20 protein-coding genes are annotated in these 17958 nt (G+C 74.6%); 10 read left to right on the top strand and 10 right to left on the bottom strand.

Annotated elements, in window-relative coordinates:
* Positions 1 to 142: 142 nt before the first annotated feature.
* Entirely contained in the window at positions 143 to 562 is a 420-nt protein-coding gene (locus ACWF41_RS07340) for an STAS domain-containing protein (RefSeq protein WP_380327065.1), read from the bottom strand.
* Positions 563 to 676: 114 nt separating this feature from the next.
* On the opposite strand from ACWF41_RS07340, the gene ACWF41_RS07335 reads away from it, so the two are divergent.
* The gene (locus tag ACWF41_RS07335) at positions 677 to 2860 is read left to right on the top strand and encodes a SpoIIE family protein phosphatase (RefSeq protein ID WP_380347173.1); all 2184 of its coding nucleotides are present in this window, start codon (positions 677 to 679) and stop codon (positions 2858 to 2860) included.
* A 303-nt stretch (positions 2861 to 3163) separates the two neighbouring features.
* Here ACWF41_RS07335 and ACWF41_RS07330 read toward each other — a convergent pair whose 3' ends face one another.
* Positions 3164 to 3619: a DUF3151 domain-containing protein gene (locus ACWF41_RS07330; protein WP_380326119.1), complete on the bottom strand. Its 456-nt coding sequence runs from the start codon at positions 3617 to 3619 to the stop codon at positions 3164 to 3166.
* A 76-nt stretch (positions 3620 to 3695) separates the two neighbouring features.
* Here ACWF41_RS07330 and ACWF41_RS07325 point away from each other — a divergent pair, with 76 nt between their 5' ends.
* The 6 genes from ACWF41_RS07325 (at position 3696) to ACWF41_RS07300 (ending at position 10608) form a co-directional block, all read left to right on the top strand.
* Complete coding sequence (locus ACWF41_RS07325; RefSeq protein ID WP_380326122.1) at positions 3696 to 4058, top strand: STAS domain-containing protein; 363 nt, start codon at positions 3696 to 3698, stop codon at positions 4056 to 4058.
* Positions 4059 to 4178: 120 nt separating this feature from the next.
* Positions 4179 to 5474, top strand: a complete 1296-nt coding sequence (locus tag ACWF41_RS07320; RefSeq protein WP_380326125.1) for an adenylosuccinate synthase — start codon at positions 4179 to 4181, stop codon at positions 5472 to 5474.
* A complete protein-coding gene (locus ACWF41_RS07315) occupies positions 5471 to 6181 on the top strand; it encodes a transporter substrate-binding domain-containing protein (protein ID WP_380326128.1) in 711 nt (236 codons plus the stop codon). The genes ACWF41_RS07320 and ACWF41_RS07315 overlap by 4 nt, the downstream gene beginning before the upstream one ends.
* 47 nt (positions 6182 to 6228) lie before the next feature.
* Entirely contained in the window at positions 6229 to 7515 is a 1287-nt protein-coding gene (purD, locus tag ACWF41_RS07310; RefSeq protein ID WP_380326132.1) for a phosphoribosylamine--glycine ligase, read from the top strand.
* Between the two features lie 94 nt (positions 7516 to 7609).
* Positions 7610 to 9193: a hypothetical protein gene (locus ACWF41_RS07305; RefSeq protein WP_380326135.1), complete on the top strand. Its 1584-nt coding sequence runs from the start codon at positions 7610 to 7612 to the stop codon at positions 9191 to 9193.
* Between the two features lie 428 nt (positions 9194 to 9621).
* Positions 9622 to 10608: a phosphoribosylaminoimidazolesuccinocarboxamide synthase gene (locus ACWF41_RS07300; RefSeq protein WP_380325483.1), complete on the top strand. Its 987-nt coding sequence runs from the start codon at positions 9622 to 9624 to the stop codon at positions 10606 to 10608.
* A gap of 18 nt (positions 10609 to 10626) precedes the next feature.
* On the opposite strand, the gene ACWF41_RS07295 is transcribed toward ACWF41_RS07300, so the two are convergent.
* Entirely contained in the window at positions 10627 to 11496 is an 870-nt protein-coding gene (locus tag ACWF41_RS07295; protein WP_380325480.1) for a DUF4190 domain-containing protein, read from the bottom strand.
* Positions 11497 to 11717: 221 nt separating this feature from the next.
* Between ACWF41_RS07295 and purS the strand changes: the two genes are divergently transcribed.
* The 3 genes from purS to ACWF41_RS07280 are packed head-to-tail and all read left to right on the top strand — an operon-like array spanning position 11718 to position 13242.
* On the top strand, positions 11718 to 12005 hold the full coding sequence (purS, locus tag ACWF41_RS07290) for a phosphoribosylformylglycinamidine synthase subunit PurS (protein WP_380325477.1): 288 nt from the start codon (positions 11718 to 11720) through the stop codon (positions 12003 to 12005).
* Positions 12005 to 12724: a phosphoribosylformylglycinamidine synthase subunit PurQ gene (purQ, locus tag ACWF41_RS07285; RefSeq protein ID WP_380325474.1), complete on the top strand. Its 720-nt coding sequence runs from the start codon at positions 12005 to 12007 to the stop codon at positions 12722 to 12724. Before purS ends, purQ begins: the two co-directional genes overlap by 1 nt.
* The gene (locus ACWF41_RS07280) at positions 12721 to 13242 is read left to right on the top strand and encodes a GNAT family N-acetyltransferase (RefSeq protein WP_380325471.1); all 522 of its coding nucleotides are present in this window, start codon (positions 12721 to 12723) and stop codon (positions 13240 to 13242) included. Before purQ ends, ACWF41_RS07280 begins: the two co-directional genes overlap by 4 nt.
* Before the next feature lie 36 nt (positions 13243 to 13278).
* Here the strand turns inward: ACWF41_RS07280 and ACWF41_RS07275 are convergent, their stop codons facing one another.
* From ACWF41_RS07275 to ACWF41_RS07245, 7 genes are all read right to left on the bottom strand, one after another.
* Entirely contained in the window at positions 13279 to 13665 is a 387-nt protein-coding gene (locus tag ACWF41_RS07275) for a VOC family protein (RefSeq protein ID WP_380325468.1), read from the bottom strand.
* 15 nt (positions 13666 to 13680) lie between these two features.
* On the bottom strand, positions 13681 to 14184 hold the full coding sequence (locus tag ACWF41_RS07270; RefSeq protein ID WP_380325465.1) for a hypothetical protein: 504 nt from the start codon (positions 14182 to 14184) through the stop codon (positions 13681 to 13683).
* Positions 14185 to 14241: 57 nt separating this feature from the next.
* A complete protein-coding gene (locus ACWF41_RS07265; protein WP_380325462.1) occupies positions 14242 to 15153 on the bottom strand; it encodes an LLM class flavin-dependent oxidoreductase in 912 nt (303 codons plus the stop codon).
* 71 nt (positions 15154 to 15224) lie between these two features.
* A complete protein-coding gene (locus tag ACWF41_RS07260; RefSeq protein WP_380325459.1) occupies positions 15225 to 16010 on the bottom strand; it encodes an MBL fold metallo-hydrolase in 786 nt (261 codons plus the stop codon).
* A gap of 20 nt (positions 16011 to 16030) precedes the next feature.
* Positions 16031 to 16429 (bottom strand): type II toxin-antitoxin system VapC family toxin, encoded by a 399-nt coding sequence (locus tag ACWF41_RS07255; RefSeq protein ID WP_380325456.1) that lies wholly within the window; start codon positions 16427 to 16429, stop codon positions 16031 to 16033.
* Positions 16426 to 16683, bottom strand: coding sequence for a type II toxin-antitoxin system Phd/YefM family antitoxin (locus ACWF41_RS07250; protein WP_380325453.1), 258 nt, complete (start codon positions 16681 to 16683; stop codon positions 16426 to 16428). Before ACWF41_RS07250 ends, ACWF41_RS07255 begins: the two co-directional genes overlap by 4 nt.
* Positions 16684 to 16748: 65 nt before the next feature.
* Positions 16749 to 17822 carry an LLM class flavin-dependent oxidoreductase gene (locus tag ACWF41_RS07245; RefSeq protein ID WP_380325450.1) on the bottom strand — a complete coding sequence of 358 codons (1074 nt, stop codon included), beginning with the start codon at positions 17820 to 17822 and terminating at the stop codon, positions 16749 to 16751.
* Positions 17823 to 17958: the final 136 nt, after the last annotated feature.

Genomic DNA, 17958 nt, shown 5'->3' with positions numbered 1-17958 from the left:
AGGAGTTGTCCCGCCGCCCAAAGGTGTGACCCCTTTGTAGGGGGTGGCAAAAACCTGTGGGGGGGGGGGAGAAGGGGCGGTCCGCACCATGTGCGGGCCGCCCCTTCGAACTACCTCGGCGAGTTGTGAACTACCTCGGCACCTATCGGGGGGCCGGGGTCTCGAGGTCGAAGCCCGGGTCGACATCGACGATCTCCAGCAGCTCGCCGATGCGCGTGACCTCGAGGAGGAAGCGGACGGTGGGCGGGGCGCGCAGCACCCGCACGCGGTGCGGGCTGCGCGACGCGAGCCGTGCGAGGAACGCCACACCCGAGGAGTCCATGAAGGTGACGTGGTGGGCATCGATCTCCACGGGGAGCCCGGAGCCCTCGGCGTCGGAGATCGCCTCGCCCAGCTCGGCGCCGATGTCCGCGTCGATCTCGCCGGACAGCACGACGCGGGCGCGCGAAGCACCGACGATCACGTGCACGCTGGCGGGATCGCCCAGGTCGGGCGGCATGTCCGCTTCCTTGACGTCCGCACGCCGCAGGTCACGTGGGGTCGTGTTCGATCCGTCGTGCACGGTGCTCCTTCCACGCGCGGGGCGTTCATCTCGAGTCTCGGCCGACACCAATCTACGGTTGAATGACCAGCAAGAACACCAACCAGGGCGGGGAATCTTGGCAGTGGAGGCATTATGACCGAATCATCCGGTCCTGTGCCGCCCCTCCCCGGGGGATTTCTTGACGCCGCCGTCGCGGACTCCGTCATCCCGGTCTTCGTGACCGGCTCGTGGGGCGACGGCATGCCCGTGCTGTGGGTCAACGACGCGTTCACCCACGAGACCGGGACGGACGCGGCCCGTCTCGCCGCGCTCGGGAGCCACGCCCTGCTGTCCCTCGTCGTGGACGACGCCGACCGCGCTCGCAGCCAGGACGAGCTCCGCGCGGGGCGCCCCACGACGCGCCTGGTGCGCGGCCGCCGCGCCGACGGGTCCCTCACCTGGTGGCAGCTGACGGTGTCTCCCGTGCGGGACGCGGACGGGGCCGCCGCCCGCTGGTTCGGCACCGCCACCGACGTCTCGACGCACGTGGAGCGGCAGGCCGCGCAGCTCGCCTCCCTCGAGGTCGAGCGCCGCGAGCGCGCCGACCTGGACCTCATCGCCCAGACGACGGAGCTGCTCGGCGACCTGGAGTACCCGTACGCCCTGCGCGACATCGCCGACCTGCTCCGCTCCGTCGTGCCGTGGGCGGGGTTCTACGTCAACGACGACGGCCTGCTCTTCGCGGACGGCGTGGACGTCGCCTCGCCGCCGAGCGGGCGCGGCCGGCGGCACGCCCGCTACGTGCCCGAGGCCCCCGAGGCGGACGCCGCCGACCGGCCGCCGCACGACGGGCACGAGCCGCCCCGCGACGAGGTCCAGGACCTGCTCGAGGGCGTCGTCGAAGGGCCCGTGATGCTCCGGCTCGACGCACGCTTCCCGGCGCACTCGGCCTCCGGGTGGCTGCGCCGCGACCTGCTGCGCCGGGTGGTCGAGGAGACAGGCGCCCTGCCGCGCGCCGTCGTCGTGCACGCCGTGGCCGGCCGCCGCCGCGTGCTCGGCCTCCTCGCCACCTGGCACGGCGTCGGGGTCGCCGCCGACGGCACCGTCACCGAGGACCCCCGGGCCCCCGCGTCCGAGCCGCAGCACGTGCACACCGTGATCGAGGTGGTCGCCCGCCGCGCCGGCACCGCCATCGACAACGCGCGCCTGTACGCGCGCGAGCACCGGCTCGCCGAGGCCCTGCAGCGGGCCATGCTGCCCGAGCAGGCCGACGTCTCCGGCCTCGACGTGTGGACCTACTACGCGCCCAACGCCGAGCACGCCCAGGTGGGCGGCGACTGGTACGACGTGCTGCAGATCAGCGACGGCACCGTCGGCCTCGTCGTCGGGGACGTGGTCGGGCACGACGTCGAGGCCGCGGCCGCCATGGGGCAGCTGCGGTCCGTGGTCCGCTCGTACGCGTTCGAGCTCGCCACGCCCGGGATCGTCGTGGACCGCGTCGACCAGCTCGTCACCGGCATGCGGATCCCGCGCTCCGCCTCCATGGTCTACGCGACGCTGCGGCACCAGCCCGACGGCGACGCCTGGACCGTGCAGTACACCCGCGCCGGGCACCTGCCCCCGCTGCTCCTGCGCGACGGCACGGTCACGCAGCTCGCGGGCGGGGCGGGCTCGCTCGTCGGGTTCGGGTCGAAGCCCCGCACCACCGGGCAGGCCGAGCTGCGCCGCGGCGACGTCATGCTCTTCTACACCGACGGGCTCATCGAGCGCCGCGACCGGTCGCTCAAGGTGGGGCTCGACGCCCTCGTCGAGACGTCCGCCCGCATCACCGCGCGCGACGCCGCCGGCGTGGGGGAGGAGCTGCTGTCCCGGCTCGCCGACGCCCCCGAGGACGACGTCGCGCTCGTCGTCGTCCGCGTGCCCGACCCCGTCGCCGACGCCGAGACCCAGCCGCTGAGCCCCCGCTCCCGGCGCTGGCTGCTGCCCAGCGAACCCGCGTCCATCGGCCGCGCCCGGCACGCCGTGCTCCGCACCTGCCAGGCGTGGGGGCTGCCGGAGTCCGCGTCCGCCGAGCTCGTCGTCTCCGAGCTCGTCGCCAACGGCGTGCTGCACGGGTGGGGCAACATCGCCCTGCGCCTCTTCGACACCGGCGACGGCCTGCGCATCGAGGTGGAGGACTCCAACCCCGCGCCGCCCGTCACCACCGACGGGCACCCCAACCGCGTCGGCGGGTTCGGGATGCAGATCGTCGAGCGGCTGGCGGACTGGGGGTGGCGGCCCGCCGGGTCCGGGAAGCTGGTGTGGGCGAAGCTGCACGCTTCTTCGGTGCCGGGGTAGCTGTTCCGGGGTGCTGTTGCTCGTGGTTGCTTCCGCGCGGGGCCGGGGCGTTCGTGTCGCGAGGCGCGCCATCCGCCGCTCGTTCCTCGCGGCTCCCGCCAGGCCCGACCAGCCTCGCGACACGAACGCCCCGACCCCGCGCTCGTCCGGAACGCACCCTTGTTCGTGACGCCGGCACCACCGGGGTGCGGCGCGTGCGTGAGGGCGCGCCCCGGGCGGCAGGCAGGGGTGAGGGGGTCTGGGCTGTATCGAGGGTGATGGCGGGGCGAGGTGCTGTCTGTGCTGTCAGTGCTGTCTGTGCTGTCAGTCGCGGAGGGCGGCGACCTCGGCGGCGGAGGTGCCGGAGTCGCGGAGGAACTGCTCGCAGCGCTCGGCCTCGTCGGTCTCGCCGATCCGGGCGGCCGCGGTGGCGAGCGCGGCGAGGGCGCGCAGGAAGCCCTGGTTCGGGACGTGGTCGGCGGGGATCGGGCCCTGGCCGCGCCAGCCGGCGCGCCGCAGCGCGTCGAGACCGCGGTGGTAGCCGGTGCGCGCGTACGCGTACGCCGTGACGGACCGCGCGGCGCTGGGCTCCGCGCCCGCGCCCGCGCCGTCCAGGGTGCGCTCCGCCAGCACGGCCCAGGCCAGCGACGACGCGGGGTGGTCGGCGGCGAGCTGCGCGGGGTCCGCGCCGACGTCGAGGCCGTCGCGCACCTGGGGGTGGTCGTCGGGCAGGCGGGTCGGGGGCGGGCCGGCGAGCAGGTCGTCCACAGGGGAGGTCATGGGCCCATTCTGGCCCCCGGGCCGGACCGTGCTCCTCGAGCGCCGCGTACGGCCGGTCGCGGGTACGCTCGGCAGCATGATCGAGATCGCGACGTCATCGACGACGACGACGCTCGTGATCGCCGGTGACCTCGACCTCGCGGAACGCGACCAGTTCCCGGAGATCGCCACCCGGGTGGTCGGGCTGCGGCGGCAGCTGCTGGTGATCGACATGTGTCGGGTCACGTTCATGGACTCGACGGGCGCCGCGTTCCTCATCTCCCTGGCGGACTCCGGTCGCAAGCGCGGCGGCGCCACCGTGCTGCGCGGCGCCGACGAGCGCGACCTGTTCGTCCTCGAGGTCTGCGGCGCGCTGGACCTGTTCCGCATCGACCGCGACCACCGGTGCGAGTCGGCCCCGGCGCAGCCCGCCCCGGCCTCGCACCACCCGGCCGGCTGAGCGCGCCCGACCGGCGCGCAGGTCACGGGCGGGTAAACTCGGGCGCGGCCCGGCCGGGGAGGCCCGCCTGCTCAGATGACGTGGGTGACGAGCCGGGCCTCGTCGACGCGAGGAGATTTCATGCCAGCCGTGGTGCTCGTCGGTGCCCAGTGGGGCGATGAGGGCAAGGGGAAGGCCACGGACCTGCTCGGGTCCCGGGTCGACTACGTCGTGAAGTTCAACGGCGGCAACAACGCGGGCCACACCGTCGTCATCGGCGACGAGAAGTACGCCCTGCACCTGCTGCCGTCCGGCATCCTGTCGCCCGGCGTCGTCCCGGTGATCGGCAACGGCGTGGTCGTGGACATCGACGTGCTGTTCGAGGAGCTGGACGACCTCGTCGCGCGCGGCGTGGACGTCTCCCGACTGCTGGTGTCCAGCCAGGCGCACGTCATCGCCGGCTACCACCGCACGCTCGACAAGGTCACCGAGCGCTTCCTGGGCAAGCGCCGCATCGGCACCACCGGCCGCGGCATCGGGCCGGCGTACGCCGACAAGATCAACCGCGTCGGCATCCGCATCGCGGACCTGTTCGACCCCAAGATCCTGCGGGAGAAGGTCGAGGGCTCCCTCGACCAGAAGAACCACCTGCTGGTGAAGGTCTACAACCGCCGCGCCGTCGAGATCGACGAGACGGTCGACGAGCTGCTCGCGCACGCCGAGCGGCTGCGCCCCATGGTCGCGAACACGCCCCTGGTGCTGAACCAGGCGCTCGACGCGAACAAGACCGTGCTGTTCGAGGCCGGCCAGGCGACGATGCTCGACATCGACCACGGCACCTACCCCTTCGTCACGTCGTCCAGCGCCACCGCGGGCGGCGCGGTGACCGGCTCCGGCATCGGGCCCACCCGGGTCGACTCCGTCATCGGCGTCATCAAGGCGTACACGACGCGCGTCGGCGAGGGCCCGTTCCCCACCGAGCTGTTCGACGACATGGGCGAGTACCTGCTCAAGACGGGCGGGGAGTACGGCGTCACCACCGGCCGCGCGCGCCGCTGCGGCTGGTACGACTCCGTCATCGCGCGCTACGCGGCCCGCATCAACGGCCTCACGGACCTCGTGGTGACCAAGCTGGACGTGCTCACCGGCCTCGAGAAGGTGCCGGTCTGCGTGGCCTACGACGTCGACGGCACGCGCTACGACGAGATGCCCGACGACCAGTCGGCGTTCCACCACGCGAAGCCGATCTACGAGGAGATGCCGGGCTGGTGGGAGGACATCTCCCACGCCCGCAGCATCGAGGACCTGCCCCCGAACGCGCAGGCGTACCTCGCGCGGCTCGAGGAGCTCTCCGGCTGCCGCGTCTCCGCCGTGGGCGTGGGCCCGCGCCGCGACGAGATCATCCCGGTGCACGACCTCATCCACGCGCGCGGATGACGGCGACGGGCCAGGTCGTCGACGCGCTCGCGCCCACGGGCGTGCTGCGCGCGGTGATCAACCTCGGCAACCCCGTGCTCGCGCAGGGGACCCGGCAGCAGCCGGCCGGGGTGACCGTCGACCTGGCCCGCGAGCTGTCCCGGCGCCTCGGCGTCGAGGGCGTGCTGGAGTGCGTCGACGCGGCGCGGCACTCGTTCTCCGCGGTCGCCGACGGTCGCGCCGACGTCGGGTTCCTCGCCGTCGAGCCCGAGCGGGCCACCCAGGTCGCGTTCACCGCCCCGTACGCGCTGATCGAGGGCGTGTTCGCCGTGCCGGAGGGCTCGCCCGTGCGCGCGGCCGACGACGTCGACCGGCCGGGCGTGCGGGTCGGCGTCAAGCAGGGCTCCGCGTACGACCTGTACCTCACGCGCACCCTGGAGCACGCGGAGGTGGTGCGCGGCGCCGACGGCGTCCTCGCCTTCGAGGAGGGCGGCCTCGAGGTCGCGGCCGGCATCCGCCAGCCCCTGACGCGGTACGTCGCCGAGCACCCCGGCCTGCGGGTCGTCGAGCCGCGGTTCACCGAGATCCGCCAGGCCGTCGCCACCGGCCGCGACCGCGATCCCGTCGCCGTCGCGTGGCTGCGCGACACGGTCGCGGACCTGGTCGCGGACGGCTTCGTCGCCGCGTCGCTCGCCCGCTCGGGGCAGGACGCCACCGTCCCCGCCTGACGGACTCCTACGACGGCACGACCCCGCGCCTCCTACACTGGGCGCCCGTGAAGATCCTCGTCGTCGGGACCGGTGCCCGCGAGCACGCCATCGTCCACGCCCTCGCGTCGGAGGAGCCCGCGCACGAGCTGCACGCCGCCCCGGGCAACCCCGGCATGGCCGCGCAGGCCGCCCTGCACCCCGTCGACGCGAACGACGGCCGCGCCGTCGCCGCCCTCGCCCGCTCCCTGGGCGTCGACCTGGTCGTCGTCGGCCCCGAGGCCCCGCTGGTGGCCGGCGTCGCCGACGTCGTCCGCGAGGCCGGCGTCCCCGTCTTCGGCCCGTCGGCCGAGGGCGCCCGCCTCGAGGGGTCCAAGGCGTTCGCGAAGGACGTCATGGCCGCCGCGAACGTGCCGACCGCCATGGCGCACGTGTGCGCCACCGTCGACCAGGTCGCCGACGCGCTCGACGCGTTCGGCGCCCCCTACGTCGTCAAGGACGACGGGCTCGCGGCCGGCAAGGGCGTGGTCGTCACGTCCGACCGCGACGCCGCGCTCGCCCACGCCCGCGAGGCGCTCGACGCGCGCGGGGCGGACGGACGGGTGGTCGTGGAGGAGTACCTGGACGGCCCCGAGGTGTCGCTGTTCTGCCTGAGCGACGGCGCCACGGTCGTGCCGATGGTGCCCGCCCAGGACTTCAAGCGCGTGGGCGACGACGACGCCGGCCCCAACACCGGCGGCATGGGCGCGTACACCCCGCTCGACTGGGCGCCGTCGGGCCTGGTCGCCGAGGTGCTCGACCGCATCGCGCAGCCCACCGTGGACGAGATGGCCCGCCGCGGCACCCCGTTCTCCGGCGTGCTGTACGTGGGCCTGGCGCTGACGAGCCGCGGCACCCGCGTGGTCGAGTTCAACGCCCGCTTCGGCGACCCGGAGATCCAGGCCGTCCTCGCGCGCCTGCGCACCCCGCTGTCCGGCGTGCTGCTCGCCGCCGCCACCGGCCGCCTCGACGCCATCGAGCCGCTGCGCTGGTCCGACGACGCCGTCGTCAACGTGGTCGTCGCGTCGCAGGGCTACCCCGAGTCGCCCCGCAAGGGCGACCCCATCACCGGCATCGACGACGCCGAGGCGCTGGACGACGTGCACGTGCTGCACGCCGGCACCGCCGTCGTCGACGGCGCGCTGGTGTCCGCCGGCGGCCGCGTGCTGTCCGTCGTGGGCCGGGGCGCCGATCTCGCCGCCGCGCGCGCCGCGTCGTACGCGGGCGTCGCGAAGATCGCGCTCGACGGGTCGCACCACCGCAGCGACATCGCGCTCAGGGCCGAGCGCGGAGAGGTCGCCGTCCCCGGGGCCTGATGGGTACCTGTCCCCGGGCGTGAACTGTGGAAAACCTGCAAGACAACCCGGAGACTCCGCTACTGTCCGAGCGGACCTCGAAGGGAGCCCACCCATGTCACACGCCACGCCGCCCGGCACGCCCGAACCCGACCCGCGCTCGGCCGACCACGCCTCGGACGCTCCGACCGACCCCGTGCTCCTCGACCTGACGCCCGGGGAGGTGGTCTCGGCGCCCGCGCCACGTCGCCGCGGTCGCACGGTCGCGACGATCGGGATCGCCGCCGGCGTCGTGCTCGTCGGCGGGGCCGGGGCGGTCGCGTACGCCATGCTGTCGGGGGCGGGCACGCAGCCGCACGACGTGCTGCCGGCCGGCTCCCTCGCGTACGCGAGGGTCGACCTCGACCCCTCGGCGGGGCAGAAGGTGGAGATCCTGCGGCTGCTGCAGAAGTTCCCCGCCCTGGCCGACTCCGTGGGCGACGAGGAGGCCGACCTGCGGACCCTGTTCGTCGAGGAGGCGTTCGGGGAGGACTGCGACGTCGACTTCGCCGCCGACGTCGAGCCATGGCTCGGTCAGCGCGTCGGTGTCGCGCTCCTCGACGAGCCGTTCGAGCCCGTCGTGGCGATCCAGGTGGACGACGAGGGGGAGGCTCGGAAGGGCATCGCCGAGCTCGCAGACTGCTCCGGCGCGGAGGCCGGTGGTGTCGCCTTCCTCGACGGCTACGCGATCGTCGGTGCCGAGCAGGCGACGGTCGACGCCGCGGTCGCGGCGGCCACCGAGGCGTCGCTCGGCGACGCGGAGAAGTTCACGGCGGCCGTCGGGAGGCTCGGCGACCAGGGCGTCGCGTCGGGCTGGGCCGACTACGGGGCGATCATGGCCCACCCCGAGGTGGCCGACCTGATGGCGCAGGGGCTCGAGCAGCCCGGGCAGCCGCAGCTCGACGTGCCGGGGCTGACCGACGACCTGGGGGCGGCCGCCGTGGTGCTCCGCGCCGAGTCGTCGGCCATCGAGGTGCGTGGCGTCTTCGAGGGCGCCGAGGCGATGCTCGGCGAGTCGTCGCTGGACCCGGCGCAGCTGCCCGGCTCCACCGCGCTCGCCTACGGCACCGCGATGTCGGACGAGTATGCGACGCAGTACGCCGACCTCCTGACCGACGCCCTCGTCGGGGCGGGCGGGGAGCAGGCGAGCGCCGAGGTCGAGGCGACGCTCGGGGTCTCGCTGGACGAGCTCACCACGCTCCTGCTGTCCGACCCGCTCCTCACCGTCGGCGAGCGCGGCCTGGACGGCCTGGACGCGTTTGCGGGCCCCGAGAGCGTCGAGAGCCTCGACGTGGCGCTGCGGTCCCACGGCGACCAGGCGGAGCTCCGCGACATCGACGAGCGCCTCGCCGGCGCGATCGAGTCCGCCGCCGGCGTCCGGCTCACGGTGCAGGACGTCGACGGTGGCGTGGCGCTGGCGACGTCCGAGAGCGCCCTCGAGGTCGGCTCCGGCCTGGCGGCGTCCGACGCGTTCCGCTCCGTGGTCCCGTTCGACCGGGTCTCGTCGCTGGTCTACCTCGACGTCGACAAGCTCGCCCCGGTGATCGAGCTCGGCGCCGAGGGAGACGAGGACGTCCTCGCGAACCTGGAGCCGCTGCGGGCGCTCGGGTCGTCGAGCAGCGGCGACGAGTTCGCGCTGCGGTTGTCGTTCGACGGCTGACGACCGGCCGCTGACAGGCGGCCGCCGGCGACCTGACGTCGGCCTCCGGCGGTGACCGCGCGCGGTCACCGCCCGGGGGCCTCCGGGACGTCCCAGGGAAGTTCACCGTGCCGTCGATCCGGACCAGGCGGTCGGCGATCGTCAGGCCCGCGCCGCGGTCGGGGACGTGCCGGAACCAGCGGCGGTCGGCATCGGCCAGGCCGGAGACCGTCACCGTCCCGGAGGATCCGCCGCGCGCCACGACGTGGTAGGTGTCGATGCGGTCCCGGTCGGTGCCCGAGTAGAGGCGCACGCCGCCCGCTCAGCGCGGCGCCGACCAGGTGACGGTGAACGGACGGGGCTGTCCGGTAGGGGGGCCGATGGACTCCGCGCGGCAGGATCGCGGACACGCGCGCCCCGGCCCGACGCCGGATGCGAGACTGTGCGTCGTGACCGAGACGCACGATGTCGACCAGCCCGGTGCCGACCAGAACGACGCCTTCGCGGGCGGACCGCTCGACCTGCCGGGGTGGCGGCACGTTTACTCCGGCAAGGTGCGCGACCTGTACGAGCCCGCCCTGCCCGCGCTGGGCGGGGTGCACCCGCTGGGCGACGTGGTGCTCGTGGTCGCGTCCGACCGGCTCTCGGCTCACGACCACGTGCTCAGCCCCGGGATCCCGGACAAGGGCGTGGTGCTCACGCAGCTCAGCCTGTGGTGGTTCGAGCAGCTCGCGGACGTCGTGGACAACCACGTGGTGTCCACGGAGGCGAGCGCCGAGCCGGGCGACGGCCTGGTGCCCGACGTCGTCGCCGGGCGCGCGATGATCTGCCGCCGGCTCGAGATGTTCCCCGTGGAGTGCGTGGCGCGCGGCTACCTGACGGGCTCCGGCCTCGCCGAGTACCGGGCGTCCGGCGAGGTCACGGGGATCCCGCTGCCGGCGGGCCTGGTCGACGGGTCGCGGCTGCCCGAGGCGATCTTCACCCCCGCCACCAAGGCCGCGGTCGGGGAGCACGACGAGAACGTGCCCTTCGCGGAGGTGGCGCGCCGGATCGGCGACGACGCCGCGGTCCGCCTGCGGGAGCTCACCCTCGCCGTCTACTCCCGCGCCGAGCAGATCGCGCGCGAGCGCGGCGTGATCCTCGCGGACACCAAGCTGGAGTTCGGCGTCGACCCGGCCACCGGGGCCACGGTGCTGGGCGACGAGGTGCTCACGCCCGACTCGTCGCGGTTCTGGCCCGCCGACGACTGGGAGCCGGGTCGCACCCAGGCCAGCTTCGACAAGCAGATCGTGCGCGACTGGCTCACCTCGCCCGCGTCCGGCTGGGACCGCGCGTCCGACACGACGCCGCCCGCCCTGCCGGCCGACGTCGTCGAGCGCACCCGCGACCGCTACCTCGAGGTGTACGAGCGGCTGACCGGGGCGCCCCTGCGCTGAGGCGCGCCCCGGTCGGGGTCAGAGACCGCTGCCGCGCACGCTGTCCACGAGCGGCGACCCGTCGCCGTCCTCGACGACGCACAGCAGTTGCCGGTCGCCGATGGCCCACGACACCTCGTCGGGCCCGATGTAGTACGCGGTCAGGGTCGTCTCCGCGGGGTCGATGCCCACGTACGACTCGAACGCCGGCACGCAGGTGTCCGTGAACGCTTGCTCGAGGCCGGCCTCGCCGGGGTAGTCGCCGCCGGGGAGCTGGGACACCGCGAACACCTCGGCCGCGTGCGGCGCGGTGCAGTCGGCGGGGGTGATGCCCTCGACCGTGGTGGAACCGGCGGGGTAGTCGAAGCACTCGCCGACGCCGTAGTCGAGCCCGGCGCCCTCCTGGATCCCCTGCTGGTAGCTCTCCTTGAACGCGTCCTGGAGGTCGTCGTTGGTGGCGACCAGCGCGATCAGCGCGATGAAGACGATCCAGCCGATGGTGCTCAGGGCGCCCAGCACGATGCCGGCGATGGCCAGACCGCGGCCCGACCGCGCCGGGTCCTTGGTGCGCACGACGCCGGCGATGCCGAGGCCGAGCGGGACGAGCGCCAGGCCGAGGATGCCGGTGACGAGCGCCGCGATCGACACGCCGTCGGTCTTGCGGGGCGGGGCGTAGCCGTACGGCGGCTGGCCGCCGTAGGGCGTCGCCGGCGCGGACGGGTCGTACGGGCCCTGGCCGCCGGGCTGTGCGCCGGGCTGTGCGTACGGCGCCTGCGAGTAGGACGGCGTCGCGCCGGGCTCCGTGTAAGGCTGCGGGCCGCTCGGGGCAGGCCCGGACGAGCCGGCGTCGGGGGCGGAGTACGGGTCGGGGGCGCTGCCGCCGGAGGGCGGAGGAGTGGGTGCGGACATGCTTCCTCGTCGATCGTTGCGGTCGTCGGTTCACGCGGGGTCGGCGGCGCCGGCGTCCGGCAGCGTTCCGCGGCGTCCCGAGGCTAGCGTGCCGACGGTAGACTCGTCGCGGAATCCCGCCGTCGTGCTCCCGCTCTCACGCGCGCGCCCCGCTGCGCCGCGCGTGCGGGATCCCGGAGCGGCGGCCACCTGACTACCCGGTCACGATCCAAGGAGCACCCGTGGGACGCGTCGTCGTCGAGGTCATGCCGAAGCCCGAGATCCTGGACCCCCAGGGCAAGGCCGTCGTCGGGGCGCTGCCGCGCCTCGGGTTCACCCAGTTCAGCGGGGTGCGCCAGGGCAAGCGGTTCGAGCTCGAGGTGGACGGCGAGGTGACCCCCGAGGTCCTCGCCGCCGCGCAGCAGGCCGCCGAGACGCTGCTGTCGAACCCGGTCATCGAGGACGTCGTGCGCGTGGCGGACGCCGCGACCGATGCCGCCGGGACGATCACCTCCGAGGGCGTCGCCTGATGACCGCGCCCACCCTGGACGCCGCGCGCATCGGCGTCATCACGTTCCCGGGCACGCTCGACGACCGCGACGCCTCCCGCGCGGTGCGGCTCGCGGGCGGCGAGCCCGTCTCCCTGTGGCACGCGGACGGCGACCTGCACGGCGTGGACGCCGTCGTCCTGCCCGGCGGCTTCTCCTACGGCGACTACCTGCGCGCCGGCGCCATCTCGCGCTTCGCGCCCGCGATGGACGCCGTCGTGGACGCCGCGAAGGGCGGCATGCCCGTGCTCGGCATCTGCAACGGCTTCCAGGTGCTGACCGAGGCCCACCTGCTGCCCGGCTCCATGGTGAAGAACGACCACCTGCACTTCGTGTGCCGCGAGCAGGTGCTGTCCGTGGAGAACACGGCGACGGACTGGACCAACCGCTACGAGCGCGGCCAGCACATCACCATCCCGCTGAAGAACCAGGACGGGCAGTTCGTCGCCGACGAGCACACCCTCGACGAGCTCGAGGGCGAGGGCCGGGTCGTGTTCCGCTACCAGGGCTGGAACCCGAACGGCTCGCGCCGCGACATCGCCGGCATCACCAACGCGCGCGGCAACGTGGTCGGCCTCATGCCGCACCCCGAGCACGCCGTCGAGGCCGGCTTCGGCCCGGACGGCGCCGACGGCCCGCGCAGCGGCACGGACGGGCTCGGCTTCTTCACGTCGGTGCTCGCCGCCCTCGTCCGGGCATGACCGCGACCGCCACTCTGCCCCAGGCCCGCCCCGACGACCTGACCGTCGAGGTCGTCGAGTGGGACGACGCCGACGCCGCGAGCCTGCGCGCCGCGCAGGAGGCCGAGATGTCGGTCCGCTACGGCGGCGACGACCCGGCGCCCGCCATCGACCCGCGGTCGATCGTCGTGACGCTGGTTGCGCGGGTCGGCGGCCGTGCCGTGGGCACCGCCGCGGTGCGGGACGTGTCCGGCACCGACGACCGGCGAGGCCGGGGCACCACCCACCCCGCGGCGACCGGCGAGGTCAAGCGGGTGTTCGTGGACTCCGGGGCCCGCGGGCGCGGCATCGCCCGCCGGCTCATGGCCGAGCTGGAGCGTGCCGCCCGCCAGGTCGGCTTCCGGCGCTTCGTGCTCGAGACCGGCACCGCGCAGCCCGAGGCGATGCGCCTCTATGAGTCGATCGGCTACGAGCCGATCGACCCCTTCGGCGACCACGTGGGCTCCGAGCAGCAGCGCTGCTACGGCAAGCGGCTCTGACGGTCGCCCCGGCGACGGCCACCGGCCGCCGCGGGCTCAGCCCGCGGCGCCGGCGGACCACGCCGGCAGCTGCTGCAGCGTCCAGGAGTTGCCGTCCGGGTCGGCGAACGTGACGAACCGGCCCCACGGCTGGTCGTCCACGCCCTGCGCCTCGACGCCCACGTCCCGCAGGTGCTGCAGGGCCGCGTCGGCGTCGGGCACCACCACCTGGATCGCGTCCAGCTGACCGGGCGCCAGCCCGCCGCCCAGCCCCTCGCCGAACGCGATGGAGCACGCCGAGCCGGGCGGCGTCATCTGCACGAACCGCAGGTTCTCGTCGACGCGCTGGTCGTGGTCCGCGTGGAAGCCCACGCGCTCGTAGAACTCCTTGGCGCGGTCCACGTCGCTCACGGGAACGTGGATGAGCTCGATCTTCCAGTCCATGACTGCTCCTTCGGGCTACTGCAGCGGCTTGGGTTGGCGGTTGCCTTCGTCGACGAGCATGAGGATGCCGGAGATCAGACCGCAGAAGAGCAGCGTGCACACGGCGAGGGCGGTGTGCCGGTACCCGTCCTTCGCGGCCTTGTGGGTCAGGATCGTCATCGGGACCATCCACGCTGCGGCGATGAGACCGAGGCCGAGCGTCGAGACCACCGTGATGCCCAGGACGACCCAGTTGATCACCGCGGCCGCGACGTACAGGCCGCTGCTGGCGGGGACGGGCTGCTGGTACGCCGCGTAGGGCTGTGCGGCGGGGTACGGCTGCTGCTGGTGGTAGACGACGGGCGGCGGCGACGGCACGACGGCCCCGTGGTCGTACGGCGACGGGGCGTACGGCGGCGGGCCGCCGGCCGCGGAACTGCCCGGCGGGTACGGCTGGCCCGGCGGGTATGGCTGGCCCTGGGCGCCCGGCGAGGGCGGCGTGTCCTCCGGGCGGCGGTACGGGTCTGATGGCGTCGTCATGGCCGAATCGTAGGGTCCTTCCTCAGGATCAGGTTGGGACGGTCGAGCCCCGTCTTGTCACGCGTGCTCCAGCAGCGGGCGCACCTCGCAGCCCAGCAGCTCGATCAGCCCGGCGAGGTCCGGCTCGTCCGCCGTCGGCTGCACCGCCACGGCGGACGCCCCGGCCGCCGCGAGCCGGAGCACTCCGTCGGCGATGGCGCGGGCGTCGCCGGCGGCGCCGATGCCGCGTCCGGGCTCGGCTCCCCACAGGGGCAGCTCGGCGTCCAGGCGCTCCTGGGCCCGGTCGCCGGCGGCGGCGATGAGCGTGGCGTACACCTCGGGCGTCGGCCGGCCCACCGGGCTCGCCGCGGCCGTGGCGGCGTCGGCGGCGGCGCGCACGTCGTCCGGAGTGAGCGCGTTCGCGAGGATCACGCCGTCGCCCAGCTCGCCCGCGAGGGCCAGCGAGCGCGGCCCGACGCCGCCCAGCACGAGCGGGGTCTGCGGCGCCGGCCAGTCCAGGCGTACCCGGTCGAGGTGCACGTACCGGCCCGACGTCGTGACCTCCTCGCCGGCGAGCAGCAGGCGCAGGGCCTCGGTGTGCTCGCGCAGCAGCGTCAGCGGCGAGTCCACCCGGACGCCCGCCTGCCCCATCCACGCCTGCACGCCGTGCCCGACGGCGGGGACGAACCGGCCGGGGAACAGGCGCGCGAGCGTCGCGACCTCCATCGCCGTGACCGCGGTGCTGCGCAGGGGCGCCGGCATGAGACCGATCCCCACGCGCACGCGCTCCGTCCAGCCGAGCGCCGCCGCGGCCGACGCGACGCCGCTCTGCTTGAAGCAGTCCTCCCACACCCACACGTCGTCCAGGCCCGCGGCCTCGACCGCCGTGGCGAGGTCGCGCAGCGACTCCGGCGGCATCGTGGGGACGAAGGCGACGCCGAGGCGGACCGCAGGGCGGGCCTCCGGGCGCGGGGCGGGGGTGACCGTCATCCCGCCATGGTGCCGCGCGCCTCCGACATGCGCCCCCCGCTCTGGGGAGTGCCGGGTCGTGGAGTGCCGGGTCAGACGGGCGCGTCCCGCAGGTACGCGAGCTGCGCCACGACCGACTGGCGCGCCGCGCGGCGGACCGACGGGTCGACGTCGGCATACACCCGCGCGACGACGGCGTCCGCGAGGTCGCCGTTGCCGTCGATGTCGGAGCGGGCGTCGCGGCCCAGCTCCGCCAGCGCGGACCGGACCTGGTCCAGCCGCTCCAGGCGGTGGGCGCGGTAGGAACGGACCGCGGTGCCGAGGTCGTCGAGAGCGGGGCCGTGGCCGGGCAGGCCGACGCGGCCGTCGCCCGCGCGCTCCAGCACGTCGAGGCTGGCGAGGTAGTCGCGCAGGGAGCCGTCCGGCTCGGCGATGACGGTGGTGCCACGGCCCAGCACCGTGTCGCCGGTCAGCACGACGGGCACGTCGTCCGGCCCCGTCACGACGAACGACACCGAGTCCGCGGTGTGCCCCGGGGTGGCGAGCACGTCGAGGCGCAACCCCGCGGCGTCGATGCGCTCGCCGCCGCGCAGGGGTTCGCCACCGTGGCAGTGCGCCGGGTCGGCCGCGCGGACGGGGGCGCCGGTGAGCGCGTGCAGCCGCGCCGAGCCGGCCGTGTGGTCGGCGTGCCGGTGCGTCACCAGCACGAGCTCCACCGGCCCGGCGCCGGCGAGCGTCGAGAGGTGCTCCTCGACGTCGGGCCCCGGGTCCACCACCACGCACGACGCCGAGCCCGGCGCCCGCAGCACGTACGAGCGCGTGCCGTCCAGCGTCATCGGGCCGGGGTTGTCCGCGCGGACCACGGTCACGTCGGTCATGAGACGTCCTCTCTCGTCCGTCAGCCGCGGCGGCCGACGTGGCGGACGGGGCCCTGGTACGCGGCGACCGTGGCGTCGCTCGTGAGCAGGGTCGAGCCCGTCATGATGGCCTGCGCCACCAGCATCCGGTCGAACGGGTCGCGATGGACGGCCGGTAGCCGGGCCGCCGTCACCGCGTGTGCGCCGTCGACGGCGAGCTCCACGAAGCCCAGGGCCAGGGTCGTCGCGCGGGCCACGTGCGGATCCAGGTCGAAGTCTGCACGGCCCAGCGCGGACTTGATGCCGATCTCCCAGATGTTGACGGCGCTGAACCAGATCTCGGGCTCGGGGTCGGACAGGATCTCCGCGACGTCGTCGGGCAGCCGTTCGGGGAACCCGAGCGTCCAGACGAGGACGTTGGTGTCGAGGAGGTACCTCACCGGGCGCCTGCGGCGTCGTCACCCTCGAACAGGGCCGCCACCTCGTCCTGAGCCCAGTGGTCGAAGTCGTCGGGCATCGTGAACCGGCCCTGCAGCGGGCCGAGCGTCCGCCGCGGCCGGGCCGACGGGTCGGTGCCGACCAGGCGAGCGACGGGGTGGCCCGCGCGGGCGATGACGACCTCCTCGCCGCCCTCGACCTCGGCGAGGAGGCGGGAGAGGTGGGTCTTGGCCTCGTGCACGTTGACGGTCTTCACGGGCGAGCTCCTCGATCCTGGTGGACTAAGTCGACGTTAGTCCACCAGGATTCCGGACCACAAGGTCAGGCCGCCAGCGCCTCGGCGAGCAGCTCGAGCGTCCGGACGCGGCCCGGGGTGGCGTCCAGCGGCTCGGACTCGTAGGTACCGGCGACGGGCACGACCATGACCTCGTCCACGCCGTGCCGCGTGGCCAGGTCGCGGAGCTGGGCCGCGGCCTGGTGCGGCTCGCCCACCACCCAGCGGGCGCGCATGTCGGCGACGATCTGCTCCGCCATCGGGTCCAGGGGCTCGGCCAGGGCCTGCTCGACCGTCTCGGCGCGGCCCATCGGCTTGCCGGTGCGCAGGCGCGCCATCGAGCGGAGCTGCGGCAGCGCCCGCTCGTGCGCCTCGACGGCAGTGGGCGCGACGACGACGTTCGCCGTGAGGAACGTCTGCGGCTCCGGGTGGGCGGCGCTGGGCGTGTAGTGGTCGCGGTACAGGGCGAGCACCTGGTCGACGCCCGCGCCCGAGAAGTGGTTCGCGAAGACGTACGGCAGCCCCAGCTCCGCGGCGAGGCGGGCGGAGTAGTCGCTGGAGCCGAGCAGCCACACCGTCGGGGTGCCGTCGGCGGCCGGGGTGGCGTGCACGTCGTAGAGGTTGCCGTCGCCGAGGCGCAGCGTGGCGCCGTCAGGGCTCATCAGGGCGAGGATGTCGCGCACGTGCTGCGGGAACCGCTCGACGTCCGACGTCGGGCCGGACTGCCGCAGCAGCGCCGTGACCACCGGGTCCGAGCCGGGCGCGCGGCCGATGCCGAGGTCCACGCGGCCGGGGGCCAGCGCCTCCAGGGCGGCGAACTGCTCGGCCACGACGAGCGGCGCGTGGTTCGGCAGCATCACGCCGCCCGAGCCGACGCGGATGCGCTCCGTGGCGGCCGCCGCCGCGGCGATCATCACCGGCGGCGTCGACGCGGCCACGGCGGCCATGTTGTGGTGCTCGGCGAACCAGTACCGCTCGAAGCCCAGCTCGTCCGCCCGGCGCACCAGCGCGAGCGAGGCGGCGAGCGCCTGGGGGCTGGACTGGCCCGTGCGGACGGGGACGAGGTCCAGCACGGACAGTCGGGGTGAGGTGGGCGCGGGGTGCGAGGCGTCGGCGTTCATCGCCTGGGACAACTCCCGCGGGCGGGACTCCTATTCCGTTGTGAGCGGGCGTTTGGCCCTCGCCTACTGCTAAGGGGGGGACAAACAACCGCCCACAACGTCAGGGGAGGGGGTCGCGGAGGGCGCTCCCGCGACG

The sequence above is a fragment of the Isoptericola sp. NPDC055063 genome (assembly GCF_053608125.1).
Note: the sequence above shows the minus strand (reverse complement) of the source record. Positions and strands in the feature narration are given on the sequence as shown.